This is a genomic window from Lacinutrix sp. YIN62 (assembly GCF_057219185.1).
In genome coordinates, this window is the sequence record NZ_JBXVVH010000004.1 from 109,780 (window position 1) to 129,428 (window position 19,649).

The 19,649-nt window shown below is 33.4% G+C and carries 16 protein-coding genes; 5 read left to right on the top strand and 11 right to left on the bottom strand.

Annotated features, from left to right (window positions below):
* Positions 1 to 2: 2 nt before the first annotated feature.
* The 9 genes from AC2D8I_RS03980 to AC2D8I_RS04020 form a co-directional block, all read right to left on the bottom strand.
* Positions 3 to 752 carry a tetratricopeptide repeat protein gene (locus tag AC2D8I_RS03980; protein ID WP_484704697.1) on the bottom strand — a complete coding sequence of 250 codons (750 nt, stop codon included), beginning with the start codon at positions 750 to 752 and terminating at the stop codon, positions 3 to 5.
* Positions 753 to 754: 2 nt separating this feature from the next.
* Entirely contained in the window at positions 755 to 2,527 is a 1,773-nt protein-coding gene (locus AC2D8I_RS03985) for a BatD family protein (RefSeq protein WP_484704698.1), read from the bottom strand.
* Positions 2,528 to 2,751: 224 nt separating this feature from the next.
* Positions 2,752 to 3,558: a tetratricopeptide repeat protein gene (locus AC2D8I_RS03990; protein ID WP_484704699.1), complete on the bottom strand. Its 807-nt coding sequence runs from the start codon at positions 3,556 to 3,558 to the stop codon at positions 2,752 to 2,754.
* A 196-nt stretch (positions 3,559 to 3,754) separates the two neighbouring features.
* Positions 3,755 to 4,795: a vWA domain-containing protein gene (locus AC2D8I_RS03995; RefSeq protein WP_484704700.1), complete on the bottom strand. Its 1,041-nt coding sequence runs from the start codon at positions 4,793 to 4,795 to the stop codon at positions 3,755 to 3,757.
* Positions 4,796 to 4,833: 38 nt separating this feature from the next.
* Positions 4,834 to 5,361 (bottom strand): flavodoxin family protein, encoded by a 528-nt coding sequence (locus AC2D8I_RS04000; protein WP_484704701.1) that lies wholly within the window; start codon positions 5,359 to 5,361, stop codon positions 4,834 to 4,836.
* 18 nt (positions 5,362 to 5,379) lie between these two features.
* On the bottom strand, positions 5,380 to 6,384 hold the full coding sequence (locus tag AC2D8I_RS04005) for a vWA domain-containing protein (RefSeq protein WP_484704702.1): 1,005 nt from the start codon (positions 6,382 to 6,384) through the stop codon (positions 5,380 to 5,382).
* Entirely contained in the window at positions 6,384 to 8,084 is a 1,701-nt protein-coding gene (locus tag AC2D8I_RS04010) for a hypothetical protein (RefSeq protein ID WP_484704781.1), read from the bottom strand. The genes AC2D8I_RS04005 and AC2D8I_RS04010 overlap by 1 nt, the downstream gene beginning before the upstream one ends.
* A gap of 16 nt (positions 8,085 to 8,100) precedes the next feature.
* The gene (locus AC2D8I_RS04015; RefSeq protein ID WP_484704703.1) at positions 8,101 to 8,967 is read right to left on the bottom strand and encodes a DUF58 domain-containing protein; all 867 of its coding nucleotides are present in this window, start codon (positions 8,965 to 8,967) and stop codon (positions 8,101 to 8,103) included.
* A 102-nt stretch (positions 8,968 to 9,069) separates the two neighbouring features.
* Positions 9,070 to 10,071 carry an AAA family ATPase gene (locus tag AC2D8I_RS04020; protein WP_484704704.1) on the bottom strand — a complete coding sequence of 334 codons (1,002 nt, stop codon included), beginning with the start codon at positions 10,069 to 10,071 and terminating at the stop codon, positions 9,070 to 9,072.
* 411 nt (positions 10,072 to 10,482) lie between these two features.
* Here AC2D8I_RS04020 and AC2D8I_RS04025 point away from each other — a divergent pair, with 411 nt between their 5' ends.
* The 3 genes from AC2D8I_RS04025 to AC2D8I_RS04035 all read left to right on the top strand — a co-directional run bounded on the left by AC2D8I_RS04025 (position 10,483) and on the right by AC2D8I_RS04035 (position 13,360).
* Positions 10,483 to 11,238: an SDR family NAD(P)-dependent oxidoreductase gene (locus AC2D8I_RS04025; protein WP_484704705.1), complete on the top strand. Its 756-nt coding sequence runs from the start codon at positions 10,483 to 10,485 to the stop codon at positions 11,236 to 11,238.
* Positions 11,235 to 11,867, top strand: coding sequence for an HD domain-containing protein (locus AC2D8I_RS04030; protein ID WP_484704706.1), 633 nt, complete (start codon positions 11,235 to 11,237; stop codon positions 11,865 to 11,867). Before AC2D8I_RS04025 ends, AC2D8I_RS04030 begins: the two co-directional genes overlap by 4 nt.
* A gap of 359 nt (positions 11,868 to 12,226) precedes the next feature.
* Positions 12,227 to 13,360: a DUF5929 domain-containing protein gene (locus AC2D8I_RS04035; protein WP_484704707.1), complete on the top strand. Its 1,134-nt coding sequence runs from the start codon at positions 12,227 to 12,229 to the stop codon at positions 13,358 to 13,360.
* A gap of 304 nt (positions 13,361 to 13,664) precedes the next feature.
* On the opposite strand, the gene AC2D8I_RS04040 is transcribed toward AC2D8I_RS04035, so the two are convergent.
* Positions 13,665 to 13,973 (bottom strand): hypothetical protein, encoded by a 309-nt coding sequence (locus AC2D8I_RS04040; protein ID WP_484704708.1) that lies wholly within the window; start codon positions 13,971 to 13,973, stop codon positions 13,665 to 13,667.
* A gap of 9 nt (positions 13,974 to 13,982) precedes the next feature.
* A complete protein-coding gene (locus tag AC2D8I_RS04045; RefSeq protein ID WP_484704709.1) occupies positions 13,983 to 14,918 on the bottom strand; it encodes an OmpA family protein in 936 nt (311 codons plus the stop codon).
* 374 nt (positions 14,919 to 15,292) lie between these two features.
* On the opposite strand from AC2D8I_RS04045, the gene AC2D8I_RS04050 reads away from it, so the two are divergent.
* Together AC2D8I_RS04050 and nrfH are read left to right on the top strand one after the other, a co-directional pair.
* Positions 15,293 to 18,793 carry a M4 family metallopeptidase gene (locus tag AC2D8I_RS04050; protein ID WP_484704710.1) on the top strand — a complete coding sequence of 1,167 codons (3,501 nt, stop codon included), beginning with the start codon at positions 15,293 to 15,295 and terminating at the stop codon, positions 18,791 to 18,793.
* A 260-nt stretch (positions 18,794 to 19,053) separates the two neighbouring features.
* Complete coding sequence (nrfH, locus tag AC2D8I_RS04055) at positions 19,054 to 19,641, top strand: cytochrome c nitrite reductase small subunit (RefSeq protein ID WP_484704711.1); 588 nt, start codon at positions 19,054 to 19,056, stop codon at positions 19,639 to 19,641.
* Positions 19,642 to 19,649: the final 8 nt, after the last annotated feature.

The following is a 19,649-nucleotide window of genomic DNA, read 5'->3' on the forward strand; positions in this document are numbered from 1 at the left end:
TACTATAGCTCCTTAATATCTTTGTTTGATATCCAACCTGTTTTACCATCTGCAATTTTAATTTTCTTCCAGTTACTCACGGTATCTAAAATTTGAACTTTGGTACCTTCATGCAATGTAAAGGCTTCATCACTTCTTAAATTTGGTTCGCTTTTAACGAGGCTCTCTTGAGCAAAAATAATAGCAAATTTATTTTTTTGTGCTAAATTATAATTATGAAAAGTCAAAACGAGTGTGAAACAAGCTAAAAATAGGGCTGCTAAGCTGCTTACAAAATATAAGCGTTTTATTGTTGTAGAATACGTAAAGTAATATAATAAAAATAAAACTACGAATCCGATTACCAAAGCCACAGAGAAAATAGCCCAGGCATCAAAACTTAGACTGTTTGTTATTTTTTTTACGAACTTTTTAATCCCTATTTCTGGGAGAGTGTTTATGGCATCTATTCTCATATTATTAGCAAAAGCCATATTATTTTTTATATCTGCATCATTAGGCGATAATTGAATTGCTTTTTCATAATAGTATATACTAGGAGCTATATGATTGAGTTTGTAATGTGCATTGGCTATATTGAAATATAATTCTGCAGAATGTTTGTCTCCTTCTAGAATTGTATTGTATTTATCTAAAGCTTCAGCAAACTGGCCTGCATTATACAATGTGTTTGCTTGTTCAAAAAGGACATTATCTTGCGCAGAAATAGAACTGCTTAGAGTTATAAATAGTATATATATTAATGTTTTCATTCTTAGCGTATTTGTTTATCAATTTGATTGATTGTCTGTGCTGCTTTGTTGTAATCTTGTTGCATTGTAACCGTTGTTATAGGGGTGTATCGTGCTAACTCACAGCTTTCCAAAATACTGTTAAATTCAGAAATAATGGCGGCATCTACGTGTCGTTGCGCTAATAAAGGGTTTATTTTTTCTTTGCTTAAGTCGCTGGTTTCTATATTCAGTTTCGCTTTTAAGTAATTGTGTAGAGCTTTTTCTAATGCAACGTAAAAGGCTTCTTTTTGACCTAATGCTTTTTTAGCTTTTCCTAAATAGCGCTTTGCTAATTTGTCTGCTTTTCTTAGTTTATTGCCTACAACATCTGCATCGCGTTCTGCTTTCTTTCTTCTAAAAATAATAGCTAATGGAATAATTAAAAATGGCGCAAATAAACTTGTCCAAAAGGCTGTAGATTTAAAGAAATGCTTGGGTTGCTTTAAGGAGAGGTTGGCATTAGTCTTTACAAAAGCAAATTGATCGTTATTTAGTATAACGGGTTGTTTTTTTGTTTCTGTAGTTGCTATATTATCTTTAGAATCACCATGATTAGGACCGTTTAGAACATTAATAACTATTTCTTTAGAAGAAATACGTTTGTAACTTTTTGTTTTTAAATCAAAATAAGAAAATGAAATACTAGGGATGGGATATTTTCCTTTGTATTGCGGGACTATGGTGTAACTATCCGAAATACGTCCTTGCATTCCTCCTTTGCCCGTTTTTACAGATTCGTTGTGTTCTGGTTCGTAAATTTCTAATGAGCTAGGGGCGTTTAATTTAGGGAGTTCAAATAGTTTTAAGTTTCCTTTCCCTGTAACTTCTACTTTTGTTTGTAGGGATTCTGAAGTGTTTAATTGTGTTTTTGAAGACGTTACATTAAACGAGAATTCACCAACAGCTCCTGTAAAATCGAGGGGTTTACCTTTTTCGGGTAACGGTTTTACATTAATGGTTCTATTTCCAGCAGAAACGGTTCTGTGTACTTGAGTCATTAAGCGACCTCCAAAAATATCTCTCCGTTTTGTAGGTACATCAATAGTAATATCCAGACTTAAAGGTTCGATGTTTAATTTCCCTGTTTTTTGAGGGTACAAGACCAATTTACGTAATACGACATAACGGTAATCTTCGCCTTTGTAAGTGCCATTTTGTATTTTAAGACCTTTAATGTCTATGTTTTGACTCCAAAAATCAACAAATTTTGGATTGTCAATTTCTCTCCAGTTACTAACGCCTGTATTTGGGGAAACGTATAATTTATAGACTACGGTTATCGCTTCGTTTAAGTAGGGTTTTGAGTTAGAGATTTCGGCCACTAAATGAATGTTTTCTTCGGCTAAATACTCTGCGTTATTACCGTCCTTGGGTTTGTCTACAGCTTTGGTAACTGTAACCGTTATCGGAGATGTTTTATAAACGACTTCATCCACCGTTATTTTAGCCTGTTTTATTGTATAGCGGCCTCTTTTTTTAGGTGCTAAAAAGTAACTATATGTTTTTTGGTAAGACCTTTTACCGTTAATCCATGAGGTACTAACAGATTGATTGGGGCCACCAACAACAGTGAAATTCTCAAAATTTGGTGGGTTAAAATTATCCCCATCCTTATTCATTTGGAAATCTACACGCAAACGTTCGTTTATTCCTAATTTTTTCTTACTTACTTTGGCTTCAAATTTAACTTGAGCAGATAAGATGCTTGTGCTAAAAAGTAGTAATAATATGGAGATGTGCTTTGTTAGTTTCATAATGATTAGCGAACAGCGATAAGGCCGTTAAATTGTTGTTTTCGAGGCTTTAATTTTCGTTACAAATATTAATATTATTTGGTCGAATGTATTTACTTTTTTATTTTTTACTAAAAAGAGGTGTTTTAAGTCTTATTTAAAGTTTAGATTTTCATTATTTAAGCGAAAACAATGAGAATAAGTGTCTGTAAATTATCCTTTAGTCACAAACTAGATAGGTTGGTTTACCAGTCTTTTTCTGTTTGTATTTTAACTCCTTTAGTTTTTTTAGCATTTATTTTTTCTTGAACTTTCTGTTCTTGATTATTGGTTGCTTCCAATAAGTTTTTTATTCTTTGGGGAGATAATTGCCCTGGTTGTTGTTTGGGCTTTTGTTGTTCTTCCTTTTTATCTCCTTTGTCTTTATTTTCTTTCTCGTCTTTGGGTTTTCCTTCTTCGTCTTTTTTGTCCTCGCCGTCTTTTTTATCTTTATTGTCTTTGTTTTCGTCTTTTTTGTCTTTATCCTTTTTATTCTCGTCTTCTTTTTTGTCTTTATCCTTGTTGTCCTTATCGTCTTGTTGTTGTTGGTCTTCTTGTTTTTTTGCGCAGTCTTTTGCTAATCCTAAATTGTAGCGAGATTCGTTATCTGTAGGGCGGTTTCTCAAGGCGTTTTTAAAGGCCTCAACCGCTTGTTTACATTTTTTATTTTGCATAAGAATATTTCCTATATTATGAAATGCCTTATGTTTTTCTATTTTGTTTGTTGCGTTTTTTGCAGCTTGTTGATTGCGATACAGGGCCTCTTCATAATTGCCTTTTTTATAATAGGAATGGGCAAGGTTATATGTGCCAGCAACACTTGTAGGGTTTTCGGATAATGCTTTGCGGTATTCCATTTCTGCTGAAATAAAATTGTCGTTATTAGCTAATTCATTCGCCTGATATACTAATGTGTTCGCTTTTTCTGTGGCTACAGATAAAGCCTCGTCTTTTTCTTGGGCAAAGGTGGTTATGGTTGTTACTATTAAAAGGTATGTTATGATCTGTTTCATCTGTTTGTTTGCTTTTTTTTATGGTATTCAGATGCGATTTGCATAATTAAATATTTTAATGTGAAATAGAAACTTTAGACACAGTTTTAGTTATAAATATATAAAACTCCTATGTTGTTCTGAGTTAAAGGTTTTATAAAAAAGCTTCTATTTACATTGCGATTATAGCTGTAGCAATTTATTATTTAGATAAAAACTAAAAGTTCTCATTAAATAGGTTTAATTTTTTTAACCAGGCAGTTTTTCGTTCTAGGAGAAAAATATCTAGAAATAATAAGAGAATTCCGAGACCTAAAAACCATTGAAATTGATCTTCAAAATCGGCAAATTGTTTGGCCTCAAATTCCGTTTTATCCATCTTGTTAAGAATGTCCTTTATTTCATTGACAACGTTGTCTGTTTTTCTTCCGTTTATATAGGCGCCATTGGCTTCGTCTGCTATGTTTTTTAGGGTTTCTTCGTTTAGACGAGTTATAACCGTTTCACCTTGTCTGTCTTTTTTATAATTAAGGACTATGCCATTTCTTTTTATTGGGATAGGCGCTCCTTTGCTATCTCCTACGCCAATGGTGAAAATTCTAATGCCTTCTTTAGCGGCTTCTTCAGCGACACTTGCAGAAGACGCTCCATGATCTTCACCATCGGATATAATAATGAGCACACGATTCGTCTGATTATCGTCATCGTAATACGTTTTTGCTAATTCTATAGCTTCATCTATTGCTGTTCCTTGGGAAGACAGCATATCTGTATTCATATTTTTAAGAAACATCTTTGCCGATGCATAATCTGTTGTTATTGGTAATTGCGGAAATGCTTTTCCTGCGTATGCAATAATACCGACGCGATCGCTTGCTAAATTATTAACAATTTGGGTAACTAATTGCTTTGATTTTTCTATTCTGCTAGGAGCAATATCTTCCGCAAGCATACTTTTTGAAACGTCGATTGCAAAAACAATATCGACCCCTTCGCGTTTAACGGTTTCTAGTTTAGAACCGTTTTTGGGGTTTACCATAGCTATTGTTAGACTCGCAAAAGCCAAGCATAATATTATTATTTTTAATACAGGTTTAAATACAGACTTATTAGGGCTTAACCTGTTTATTATTTTAGTGTTGGCAAATTTATTTTGAGCCCTACGTTTCCATATTTGAAGTACCAAAAAAAGTACTACAATTGCTGGCACAATTAGTAATGCCCAAAACCAAGCTTTTTCTTCTAATAGATCAAACATATTTATTTTCCTGCTTAGACAGGAAGTTTTTAGTTATTTTAATTTAAATTTTTTTGCTCAGTAGTTATACTGTTGCTAAAGTCTTTAATTTTAGTACTTACTTCTATAGGAATGGTGTCGCCTTCAACCCAAGTGTGTAGGTATCCCTTGTATTGCATCCCTAAGTATTTTGCACTTTCTATGAAGGGTATTGCGAACCCTTCGAACATTTTATTTTCATTACTACAACTAAGTACAGCCATTTCGATTCCTCTTAATTGTTTGCCATAGTTTTTTTCTTTATATAGAAAATCGGAAATTCTATCTAAAAAAACCTTCAATAAACCACTCATAGTGTACCAATATATTGGCGTTGCAAAAATAATGACTTTATACTTTTTAACGATATCTTTGAATAATAGGTTAAAATCATCATTTTGATTTTTAAATTCGTAATCGAAATGCCCTATTGTTTTTTTACTTAAATCGACAACATCATAATTTGTGTGCGCTTGTAAAAGAGATACAATATTACTTGTATTACCTTTACTTCTTGAGCTTGCTTGTATAATGATTCCTTTTTTCAATTGATTGGATGGTATTGTTTAAATAAAGCTTCTAAAAATGGTGTAGCGTAACAAAAACTCAAAGATTAATAAAAGGCCAGCGATACTTACAAACCATCTGTATTTTTCTTCATAATTATAGAACTTAAATTCTTCAATTTCTGTTTTTTCAAGCTTGTTTATCTCATCATATATTTCGGCTAACTTTTTGTTATTTGTTGCTCTAAAATATTCTCCTCCTGTTACCTGGGCTATTTCTTTTAATAATTCTTCATCTATTTCTACTTGTATTCTTCCATATTTAAATTGGCCATTAGATTTTATAGCCATAGGCGATAATGCCATTCCATTTGTGCCTATACCAACGGTATAAACTTTAATACCAAATTCTAAAGCTAATTCACTTGCTATTTTGGGATTTATAGATCCGGAATTATTAACGCCATCTGTTAGCAATATAATAATTTTACTTTTTGCTTTACTGTCTTTTAAGCGGTTGACAGCTGTTGCTAGTCCCATGCCTATTGCTGTTCCCCCTTCAATTATAGCATTGTACTTTATGTCGTTTAAAGATCTTAGTACTATTGCTTTATCGCTAGTTATTGGAGTTTTTGTATAGCTTTCTCCTGCATATTCTACCAAACCTATTCTATCGTTTGGTCGTCCTTTTATAAATTCGGAAGCAACATTTTTTAAAGCTTCTAAGCGGTTGGGCCTTAGGTCTTTTGCGAGCATGCTCGCAGATACATCTATAGCCATTACAATGTCTATTCCTCTAGTTGTTTTTGTTTTAGAAGAGACATCTACTGTTCTTGGTCTTGCCAAAGCTGTTATTAAAAAAGCTAATGCAACTAAACGTAGTGCAAAAAGTAAGTGTTTTAGTTTGGGGAGCCAGGATTTGGTTGCTTTAAAACCTTTTAAACTTGAAATTTTTAGTTCTGGGGTTTGTTTGTTATGCTTAAAGATGTACCATAGCAGAGCCAATGGTAACAATAGTAGCAACCAAAAAAACGACTTGTTTAAAAATTCTATGCCTTCAAACATTATTCTTTTTCTGGTTTTAATTCTAGGGAGTTAATAATTCGTTCTGTTATTTGGTTTGCATAAACATCGTCTTCCTGCCATGTTAATACAATTTGTTGTAATATATTTTGAGTGGTAAAACTTAGGATGGTAAATTTACCTTTTCTAGATTGCGCTTCAACCTTTGATGGGAAATCTCCTGTTCCAAAAGTTTTTAAACCTTCTGCTCCGTTTGGAGTAGTGAATTTCTCTTTGTTTAAAACAATGTTTTTAACACCGCTATTTTCCCACATCTTTATACTACTATCTGCAGCTTGATTAAGATCTATTTTGTTTTCCCCTTGATTAGCTTGATCTTGTTGTGGCTCATTATTGAGAGTAGTTGTAGCTAGTGCTATGTTTAATGGGCCTAAGAGGCTTCCATAAGTAAATAGAGTGATTTGTATTTTACCTTTCATCTCCTCAGGAATGTCGGGTGTTGTGCGTTTTAATACTTTTGGAGTACTAATGGTAATCGGAGGGTAACCATATTCACTAGTGACCCAATGTGTCTCTAGTAGTGTTTTGCTTTCGTGGCCTATGATAGTATCTTTAACGTAGCTAAAACCATATTTAATTGAAAAACCAATAAGTGTTGTTATAACTAAAAACGTTGCTATAGCTACGGTAAGGATTATTTTTTTGCGTTTTTGTTTTTTGGCCTGCGCTTCTTTGTATTGATGATCTAGTAATTTCTCTTCTTCAGTTGGCTCAGGAAGTGCTTCTTTTACTTGATCTATCTCTATATCAATGGTGTTTCTGTCGATTTCTGCAAGAGCAATATCGGGGGATGATTTAGCAAATTTAACCAAATCGGCACGTTTTAAAATAGATTCTATATTTCTAATATCTTCTTTACTTAGTTCTATTTGATTGCCTTCTTTTAAGAGATTTAGTCTAGAGATTAGTTCATTTGTAGTACTTTCTAAAGCACGATCATAAACTTTTTCATTAAGGTATTTTCTAATAATAAAAGTTAATTCAGAATAGTAATTCTTTAGGTCTTCATTTTCAAGATAGTTAGATTCATCTAATGCCTTTAATGCTAACTTTGCCCTATCGTATGGGGGGAGCAAAGCAATCTCTTCTGCTTTGGTTAACGGCTTTTTACGCCATATAAACCAATAGAGAGAAAACGCAGTTATTCCAATAATTAGTAGAGCTATTATTATGTATTTCCACCAATTTCCAGTACTTTTATTTACTTCTATAATAGGTTTTATATCGTATAACCCTTGTTTTGTAGTGTCTATAACAACATTTTTCACCTCTACTTTAAGTGAATCTGTAAAAAAAGATTTATTGCCAATAGTTATTTTTTGCTTTGGAATAGTATAAGCTCCTGAATCGAATTGTGTTAATCCGTATTTTTTTATAAGGTTATATTTTGCATCATATTTTGTTGTGTCTATTTTATACGATTCTATTACTTCTAAAGGGCGAAAAGTTTGCCCTTCAGGGAAAACAACAATTGCGGTTGTGTCGGTTTCAACTTCTATTTTGTAAGTGATTTGTTCTCCTATTTTTATAGTCGTGGAATCTATTACCGCTGTTATTTGCGAAAAAGATAATGAGGACACAAAGCAAAAAACAAAAGTTAAGACGGGTAACGATGACAATTTTAATATTGAAATCTTATCGTGTTTTTTAATTGTGTTAAAAAAAGTGAAATTGTTAGTCATAAAATTGGTATTCATTTTAACCTCTTCGTTTAAAATAACCTAAAAGTTTTTTTACATAACCCTCATCTACACGGCAGTCTATTGAGCCCGCTCCAGATTTCGCAAAACTATCCTTATAATATTCTGCTTTTTCGTGATAGAATTTACTATAATTAGTTCGTGTTTTTTTTGATGCTGTATTAACCAGCATTAATTCTCCAGACTCTTCATCTTGCATTTGAACCAGCCCTAGATTAGGTATAGACTCCTCGCTTTTATCATAAATTCGTATGCCTGTTACATCGTGTTTCCCAGCGACTATTTTAAGTGTTTGCTTGTAGTCGTCTGCAATGAAATCTGATAATAGAAATACAATTGCTTTTTTCTTCATTACATTTTGCAAGAACTTTAAAGCTTCAGCTACATTTGTTTGCTTGCTCTTAGGATCAAATTCTATGAGTTCACGAATAATCCTAAGAACATGTGAGCGCCCTTTTTTGGGAGGAATGTAAAGCTCTACTTCATCCGTAAATAAGATTAAGCCAATCTTGTCGTTGTTCTGTGTGGCAGAGAACGCAAGGGTGGCAGCAATTTCGGTTACTATTTCATTTTTAAATTGTAAATCTGTACCAAACAGTTCTGATCCTGAAACATCAACGACAAGCATCATTGTAAGTTCGCGTTCTTCTTCAAAAACTTTTATATAAGGTTCGTTATATCGTGCTGTTACATTCCAATCTATATTACGAACATCGTCACCAAATTGGTATTGTCGTACTTCACTAAAAGTCATACCGCGACCTTTAAAGGTAGAATGATATTCTCCTCCAAAGATGTGATCAGATAAACGTCGTGTTTTGATCTCAATCTTGCGTACTTTTTTTAGTAATTCTTTAGTATCCATTTTTAGTAAACAGTTTGTAGTTTTAAGTAAATGATTAAAAACAATTGTAAGGGGTCGAGCAGGTTTTTAACTGCAGAGACACTAACTAATAATAATCATTGACTATGGTACTTCTATTTCGTTTACAATTTTATTAATAATATCTACAGATGTAATGTTTTCAGCTTCAGCTTCATAAGTAATGCCTATTCTGTGACGTAAAATATCGTAAACTACAGCGCGAACATCTTCTGGGATTACGTAGCCTCTTCTTTTTATAAAGGCGTAACATTTTGCTGCCGTAGCTAAATTGATACTTCCACGAGGGGATGCTCCAAATGAAATTAATGGTTTTAAGTCTGCTAGTTTATATTTTTCTGGGTAACGTGTAGCAAATATAATGTCTAAGATGTATTTTTCAATTTTCTCATCCATATATACTTCACGAACAGCTTCTTGAGCTTTTATAATTTGAGAAATGGAGACTACTGGATTTACTTTTTCGAAAGCGCCTTTTAAATTCGCTCTCATAATTAGTTGTTCTTCATTTTGCTTAGGGTAATCAATTACCGTTTTCAACATAAAACGATCTACTTGCGCTTCAGGTAAAGGATAAGTTCCTTCTTGCTCCACGGGATTCATTGTCGCCATTACCAAAAAAGGCTTGTCTAAAATAAAGGTGTCTTCCCCAATAGTAACTTGTTTTTCCTGCATGGCTTCTAATAAAGCCGATTGTACTTTTGCTGGCGCTCTATTAATCTCATCCGCTAGTACAAAATTTGCAAAAACAGGTCCTTTTTTTATAGAGAAATCATTATCCTTCATGTTGTAAATCATCGTACCTACTACATCTGCAGGTAATAAGTCCGGTGTAAATTGAATACGACTAAAGCTACCATCTATAGCTTTTGATAAGGTGTTTATTGCTAGTGTTTTTGCTAGTCCTGGAACTCCTTCAAGTAATATGTGTCCTTGACCTAATAAACCTATTAACAAACGCTCAATCATATGTTTTTGACCTACAATGACTTTATTCATTTCTAAAGTTAGTAAATCGACAAAAGCGCTTTCTTTTTCAATTTTTTCATTAATAGATTTAATATCAACTGTACCTGTACCTTCCATTATTTTCAATTTTTTTAGCTCACGAATTTAACATTCATATTTCGAAAGTGCAAATTGTTAATTTTTTCGATGATTCGTTGTTAATAATTGGTTAAAAATTTAACATGTTAACACACGTTAACGTTATTTTATTTGCTGGTTTCAAGCCTTAAAAAAAGTAGCAATAGTTTTGTTGTAATAAAAGTAAGCCGACTTGAAATTGATGGCGTTGTAAGTGTTTACAGGGAAGATATACAGCATAGGGATTATAAATAATAATGAGAGTAAAAAAAGATTTTCAATCTAAAAAATGATAGATTTGAAGCTAGAAATGGTTTTCGTTTTTTATATGGTAAATAGATTGACTGCTTATTAAACGATAGTTATAAAAAAAAATAATTTAAAAAAGAACTTGCTTTTAAAGCTAAAAAGATGAAAGAAAAAATTGCATTAATAACAGGAGCGACGAGTGGTATTGGTAGAGCAACAGCTTATGAGTTTGCAAAACATGGCATTAAATTAATATTATGTGGAAGACGAGAAGCGCGTTTACAGACTATTAAAAAAGAACTCGAGGAATTTACAGCGATTCATACTTTGAATTTTGATGTGCGAGATAAAAAAGTTGTTTTTGAGGCTATTAACTCGTTGCCAGAAGCGTTTAAACAAATTGATATACTTATAAATAATGCTGGTAATGCACATGGCTTAGATCCTATTCAAGATGGAAATTTAGAGGATTGGGACGCAATGTTAGATATAAATGTTAAGGGGTTACTTTATGTTAGTAAAGCGGTTACCCCTCAAATGACGGAGAGGTGCTCTGGGCATATTATAAATATTGGTTCTTCAGCAGGAAAGGAGGTTTATCCAAAAGGGAATGTATATTGTGCGAGTAAGCACGCAGTAGTTGCTGTTACCGAAGGCATGCGTATAGATTTAAATCCGTTTGGGATTAAGGTGGGGTCTGTAAACCCAGGCTTGGTAGAAACAGAATTTTCTCAAGTACGTTTTAAAGGGGATACTATAGCAGATAATGCGTATAAGGGCTATAAGGCATTGCAGCCAGAAGACGTTGCAGAGGTTATTTATTTTGCGGTTTCGCGACCTGCACACGTAAATATAGCCGATGTTTTAATGTTTTGTACGGCACAAGCAACTGCTACTATAGTGAAAAGAGAATCATGATCGATTGGCTAAAAAAAGAATGGTACGAATTGGCGTCTTTATATATAAAAGAGGAACGCGTAATTGCGCGTTTTTGGGAAGAGATAGCAGGTGCCTATAGTGATAAAAAAAGATATTATCATAATTTGTATCACATCTATAATATGCTAGTTCATGCAAAGCAGATTAAAAATCATTTTGTTGATTTTGATAGTGTTTGTTTTGCTATTTGGTATCACGATATTGTTTATAAAGCAACAAGAAGCGATAATGAATTGAAAAGTGCTGTTTTTTCAGAAAAACGATTAAAACTACTGGGTGTTGAAGCAGAGAAAAGAGCACGTATTGAAAAAATGATCGTATCGACCCAAAAACATAATGTTTTAATTACAGGGAATAATGATAATGGTTATTTATTAGATTTAGACCTTTCTATATTAGGAGAGGACTGGGATGTTTATAAGGGATACGTTAATAATATACGAAAGGAATATAATGTTTACCCAGATCTGATATACCGTAACGGAAGAAAGAAAGTTCTGAATGCTTTTTTAGGTCGTGAGAGTTTATATTTTTCTACAGTTTTTAGAGATAATCTAGAGCTTAAAGCAAGAGAGAACTTAAAAAGAGAACTTGGTTTGTTGTGCTGAATGAAGAATGTTTTATCTATTGTTTTCTTATGTTTTATAAAACATAATGCTCTGTTTACATAAAGCGCCTTAACTATAATGCCCTTTTTTGATCTTTAGATCTGTGAAAAATAATGAAATTTAAAGGGTTTTAAAATAAAAACCCTTAAATTAACGTAGCCAATAAAAATAACATATCGTGAAAAAGCGTTCGTTTTTTTATAAGGGTATTTTTTCGTGTAAGTGGAGTGTGATAATGAGAGGTGTTTAGTTTGAGGTAATTAAAGCTAAAATAGATAAAGTTATTTAACGCGTATTATTTTTGAATTAGTATTGATGAAGCTAAATAATAATCAAGATTTAGAATAGACTATTAAATTATGATTAATAAGCGTCTTTTGATAAAAAACTTATTGGCTCATAATGATGAGAATAGTTTCTATGATAAAAAACGCAAAATAGATATTGGACTAAAAGAAGGTAAGGCTAAATTCTTAAAACATGTCTGTGCATTATCAAATAGCAACCCTCAAAACAATTCGTATATAGTTATAGGTGTAGAGGATGAAGATAATAGCGTTGTTGGTGTAGATTTTTTCGATGATAGTAAAATACAGAATCTTATTAATGCATATCTTTCTAACCCGCCAATAGTGCAATATGAAAATGTGCCATTTCCGCATTTGCCAGATCATAAAGTAGTAGGCTTGGTTACGATACGACCTATAAATAAATTAACTTCACTGCGTAAAAATATTTGGAAGTATTATGGAGGCGCCTTCTTTTTTAGAGATGGTAGTATGAGTATGCCAAAGATTTTCGAAAGTGAAATTAAAGATGTGAATTCGGAAATTGTAAAGGCTATAGAAAACCATTCACAAAATAATATTGAATATACGTTAGATGGTGTTTTCGATTTTATGAAAAACAGGAGAGATTATGATCCTCAATATAAGGTTTTTAAAGAGTATTTTGTGGTGTGTTGGTCAGGACGAAAAAAGAAAATTAAAGAGGAGGTTTTTTATTCTAGAGTGGATATCGAGCTTATCAACGAACGTGTACGTTTGTTTTTCTCTGCATTAGATGAGGTTTCTATAATGTTGGATGATCATAGTTTTAAGATTATTGAGTATGTGAATTTGGGACTGCAAAATACCTTTAAATATTATCCTTTAGAGGAAACTATAATCCATTTTAGTAATAACGCAAGTTATAATATAGATACGCGGTTGATCTTTGAAGCGCCTCAATTTGATAAAAAAATATTGCATCATATTTATAATGCAAATAATGCTTTACTAGAGAAATTAAAGAAAGGAAGTACACTAAATAATCAAGAGGTAAAAGATTTGTTAAACCTCCCAGTAACTTATTTAATATGTTATCTTAATTTATTTCATAAGGCTATAGATCGGTTGCACGAAGCGAAACCGTTATTAAAATCGTATAGTGATGAGGTGTATATGAGATATAAAGAGGCGGTTCGTATTTTGAGAAAAGTTAAATATAGTTGATGTGTTTTGAGATATAAAAAAGACAACTCATTTGAGTTGTCTTTTAAAATTACTAATTTTACTTTCCACCATCAAGTGTATCTTGCCAATCTTTTAGTTTTTGCCATTTGCCTTTCGATGCTAGCAAAGCTTGTTTTGGCCAAGAGTTTGGTTTGTGAATTTTAAAACGTTCGCCTTTGCTGTCGAGAATTGTTTGACACTCTTCTGTAGTGCAATTAGCAAGGGTATTCCATGTGTTAATATGGTGATTGTGAAATAATTATTTAATCTTTGGACCAATACCTTCTATTAAAGTTAAGTCATTTTATTTGATGGATTTACCAAATATTGTTTTGACTTTGGCGCTGTCAAAAGCGGGCTTTTTAGAAGTTTCTGGGGTCATTATTTTTGAGCCGATGCCTTCATTTCCTGCTCCAGAAGCTATCTTATGTTTAGAATTTTTATTTATTATCTTAGATGCTCGTAGTTCCGATTCTAGTATTGTAATTCTGTTTTTAAGAATATTCGAATCTACGTTGTGCTTTTTTGTATTTGTGATAAGCATTCCTAATACGTATCCTAAACTAGCACTAAGTACCCCTCCTATTAACGGGATTAATACACACCAATTCATATTTTTTATTTAGTTAATGCTTACTATTATTCTTCTGTTTTTTGCTTGTCCTTCTTTTTTGCTGTTGTCTGCTATTGGTGTATCAGGCCCTTTAGAAAATGTTTTTATCTTAGATTGTAGAATGCCATTTTCTATAAAATAATCCCTAACAAAATTAGCTCTGTTCAGCCCTAGTTGAATATTACTTGTTCTATCTCCAATATTATCTGTGTGACCTGTAATTTGTATGAAAGCCCCTTCTGTTTTATCTATATATTTTGAGATTTTAGCGAATTTTTTACGTTGATCTAAGGTTAGATTAATGTTGGTATTTCCTATTTCAAAATACAATATCAAAGGGTTTGTCTTGATGTCTTGTTCTAGGTTTTTTTGACTATTCTTAACCGAAGTGTGTTTTGAGTTAATGGTATTCAGTTTATAATCTGTTGGGCCTAAATAGGTGTCTTTATTGTCCGGGGTTAAGCTGTTTTTTAGTTTCCCATAAATGTTAATGGCTTTAGAAGGTGCATTATTAGCAACAAGGTAATTCTTGATTGCATTAGCTCTTGCTAGGCCTAAGTTTGGAAATGCAGTCTTGTTCTTCTCTTTAATAGTGTAATAGCCAACAATATCTAGGGACTTATTAGCATTGTTACTTAGGTAACTTGTTAGTTTTTTTATTTCAATATTGAGATCTTCTGGAAGGGGTTTTACGATTATGCTTTTAGAAGATTTAAAGTTGAAATTATTATCATTTTTAAATGCAATACCACTTTTTTGATCAATGATGGAAAAAGTCGTTTTCGTTATTTTTTTAACCTCAGTTGCCTTTGGTACTTGGTTTTTAGCTTCAGTTGCTTTATTTGTGTTAGCATAATAAGGACTGTAGCATAAATAATAATATAGAACTGTTCCTGCGGTAATGGTTATCAGTATTCCTAAGAGATAGTAGTTTTTTGTATTCATTATGCTGTTGGTTTTTAGGTTAATAGTCTTTTAAGTTATTAAATTAAATGTTAAATAGTAGTGTTTTACGTGTTTAAAATTGCATTCTGTTAAAATATGACTATAGCGCGTTGGTTAGCTATCCTATAAAGGGTACTCTTTAAGTTTTATTTTTTTGTAATATTCTACGATTATTGGTAGTTAAATGCACTGTATTTCAGTCTTTTGATTACGGTAAAAGCCGTAATTCTTCGATAAATCTTTCTTTTTAATGGTATTTTATCGAAAAAAGCAAAAAACCGACGAATCATTCGGTATTGTTTTGGTACATTTATTACGATTTCATTAATAAAAATCTTAAAAAACAATTAATTAATTAAAAAACAAGTGGTATTATGAGAAAAAAAGTACTTAAGACTTTTGCTTTGATTACGCTTTCGGCTTTAATGAGTTCGCAAAGTTATGGTCAAGAACAAAGAGGTAATTCGCAAAAAACGAATAAGAAGAATGGACAGCCAGGGCTAATAGAGCTCAGTAGGACTTCTGCTTATAAATTGCAAGATGTAAATTCAATTTTTGTGAATGAATTAAAGGTGGGTAAAGCAGATAGTTATTTGCAAACGAAGTCTGAAGTAGATGATTTAGGGTTTACGCATCAAAAATATCAACAGCAATATAAAGGTGTTAATGTGGAGTTTGGAACGTATACATTACATGCTAAAAATGGAGTGGTTAAATTGATGAGTGGTGAATTTTATAAAGTAGGAAATGTAGATGTAAGTCCGTCAATAAGCAAGGCACAAGGGCTTTCGAGAGCGCTAAGTCATATTGGAGCAGAATCTTACTTATGGGAAGATGCTAAAATGGCAGAGGCACTTGGTTATGTTAAGCCTAAAGGAGAATTGGTGATCTTGCCAGATTTTGATTCTGAGGATTCTAAAGGAGAAATAAAAGTGTTTAATTTAGCTTATAAATATGATATTTATAGTACTTCTCCAATTAGTAGAGGCGAACTTTATATCGATGCGCATACAGGAAAGGTGTTATTTTACAATAGCATAATAAAACATGTTGGTGAGCATGCTAATTCTTCAGTAAATTTAGGGTCTGTTGAGGCGCATTGTGAAAATTCAGAAAATGAGTCCGTTGCGTTTAGGGCAACAGCAAATGCAGCTACACGTTATAGTGGTACTAGAACGATTACTACAAGGACTGTTGGTGCTAGTTATGCTTTGAGAGATAATACAAGGGGTGGAGGAGTTAATACTTATAATAGCCAGCGTCAAAATAGTTATGCTCAGGTTAATTTTACCGATGCAGATAATAATTGGACAGCGGCAGAGTATGATAATGCAAATAAAGATGATGCGGCATTAGATGCGCATTGGGGAGCAGAGCAAACGTACGATTATTGGTTATCAGTTCATAATAGGAATAGTTTTAATGGTTCAGGGGCAGCAATAAATAGCTTTGTACATTATGATAATATTCCAGGTGGTGTTGGTTATGATAATGCCTTTTGGAATGGGAGTGTAATGACATATGGAGATGGTTCTTCTAATGGTAATGAAGGTAATGGTGGGTTTGATGCTTTAACCTCTATAGATGTAGCGGCACATGAAATAGGGCATGCAGTTACTTCTAATACTGCAAATTTAGCATATCAAAGAGAATCTGGGGGGTTAAATGAAGGGTTCTCAGATATTTGGGGAGCAGCAGTAGAGCAATATGCAAAAGGAAACGGAAGCGATACAGCACCTAGTGCTGAGGTATGGTTAATTGGTGATGAAATTGATAGACGAGCAGGATCTTCTGCACTTAGGTCTATGAGTAATCCAAATTCTAGAAATCAACCAGATACTTATGGTGGTACATTTTGGAGAAATCCTAATTGCGGTGTGCCCACTCAAAGTAATGATTATTGTGGAGTACATACTAATTCAGGGGTGTTGAATTTTTGGTTTTATTTAGCAGTTGTAGGAGGAAATGGAACTAATGATATTGGGAATGCTTATAGTGTTTCAAGTATAGGAATGGATAAATCTGCAAAAATAGCTTACCGAACTTTAAATGTTTATTTATCTGCTAATTCTACATTTGCAGATGCGCGATCAGGGGCTATTCAGGCAGCTAAAGATTTGTATGGAGCTGGGGGAGCTGAAGAAATTACAGTAACTAATGCGTGGCATGCGGTAGGAGTAGGTGATGCGTATGTACAGGTTTGTAGTTTGGGAGCACCTTCTAATTTTGCATCTTCAAATATTCAAGATACAGCGTTTTCATTAGCATGGTCTGCGGTATCGGGTGCTGTATCGTATGATGTGAAGATAGGCAATGCGTCTGTGGTTAATGTCTCGGGAACAACTTATGATGCCGTTGGATTAGCAGAAGGAACGACATATACCTGTACGGTTTTAGCAAAATGTTCTACAGGAGGAGAAGGTGTTGCGTCTAGTTTAAATGTAACAACAACAGGTACTGCGCCTATAGTATATTGTGATTCTAACGGCGATAATACGAACGATGAGTATATTAGTCGTGTGCAGTTAAATACAATAGATAATATTTCAGAAGCAGGGACTACTGGTACAGGTTATTCAGATTTCACATCTATTTCTGCTAATCTTATCAAAGGTGATGAAGCTTCTATTAGTGTGACGCCAACTTGGACAGGAACTCAGTATAATGAGGCTTATAGTGTTTGGATCGACTATAATAATAATGGTGATTTTACCGATGCCGGTGAACAAGTGTGGACAAAAGTGGCTTCTCAAGATACGCCAGCAACGGGTACGTTTACTGTTTCAGCTGATGCGCTTACAGGTGTGACTAGAATGCGGGTTGCCATGAGGTATAATACGCTTCCTGTTTCGTGTGGATCATTTAATTATGGCGAAGTCGAGGATTATACAGTTAATATTATAGGAGATGTGGCCGATACTACTGCTCCTGTTATTACCTTAGTTGGAGATGCTTCTGTAAGTATGACTCTTGGTGCTGCTTATACGGATCCAGGTGCTTCAGCTATAGATGATGTTGATGGGGATTTAACATCGAGTATCGTTACTACGGGAACAGTAAATAATAATGCGGAAGGAACGTATCTTATAAGATATAATGTTAGTGATGCGGCTGGAAATGCAGCTCAAGAAGTTGTTAGAACGGTTGTTGTTGTCGAACCAACCCCAGTTACATATTGTAGTGCTAACGGGAATAATACTAATGATGAGTATATTTCTAGAGTTCAGATGGAATCTATAGATAATGCTTCGGGCGTGGGGACTACAAGTACAGGTTATTCTGACTTTTCTGCGATCTCTGCAGGTGTAACAAAAGGGGCTTCTGTTTCTATTACTATAACTCCAACATGGACAGGGAGAGCTTATAATGAGGCCTATAGTGTGTGGATTGATTATAATAATAATGGAGAATTTTCAGATCCAGGTGAGCAAGTATGGACAAAATCTGTATCGCAAGATACTTCCGTTAATGGAACATTTGTAGTGCCAGCAGATGCTGTTATTGGAGCAACAAGGATGCGTGTTGCGATGAGATATAATGCTATTCCTGAATCTTGTGGGGCATTCAGCTATGGTGAAGTTGAAGATTATACCGTAAATATAAATGCGTCTAATAGTGTTTATGGTTTCACTGCAGAACAGCATAACGATCCTGTTCTGTTAGAAATTTATCCTAACCCAGTAAAAGGGAGTCTGTTATATGTGAAATCTAATGAGGGTTTAGAATATGTAATTGTTAATATGGTAGGACAGCAAGTTGCTAGAGGAGTTGCTTCTTCAAACGTTATAAATGTTGGAGGTTTGAAGTCTGGTTTGTATATCATTCAATTTAATGATAGTGATACATTGATAACTAAAAAGTTTATCAAAGATTAATAGTCAGATCTTTTGATTATTGTATGGGCCTCGGTTTTATCGAGGCCTTTTTTGTTGGGCTTTGTGTTTGATTATTTTAAAAAATAAAGAGACTTATTTAAAGCTATTTATGAAAGTACTATTGAATTGATTAAGATTTAAACGAGTTACTAATCGTTTATTTTTGGACTATAAATTATAGTACTATTGAAGGTGCTCTATTAAAAAAAATGAAACTTGATTTATAACTACTAATTTACTATCTTTAGTACGTTTTGAAGTTGAAAATCAATATACTACCTAGGCATTCGAAGTGGCGAACAACCGCTACATTTCTAATAGCGGTATTGATAGGTCTGGGGTTATTTATGGCTAGAGAATCTAGAGTGGTTTCATACATGTCAGATGATCCACAAGCATGCGTTAACTGTCATGTTATGACCTCTGTTTATAATAGTTGGATGCATAGTTCTCATCGTGAATGGGCTAATTGTAATGATTGTCATGTTCCTCATAATAATGTGTTTAATAAATATTATTTTAAGGCTAAAGATGGTTTGTATCACGCTTCTGTTTTTACGGCAAGGGCTGAACCAGATGTTATTAAAATGAAAGAAGCCTCTCAGGCTGTTGTGCAAAATAATTGTATCCGCTGTCATGTACAGCAAGTAACACAAGTAAAATATGATGGTTGGATTGAAGGGCATAGGGAAAATAGAACCAACCGACAATGTTGGAGTTGCCATAAACAAGTACCACACGGTAAAGTTCATGGTTTAACTACTGTAAAGTATAACATTGCGCCATTGCCTACCGATCAAGAAGAATTAGTAATTCCGTCTTGGATGGAAAAACAGATAAAAGACTAAACCGCAAA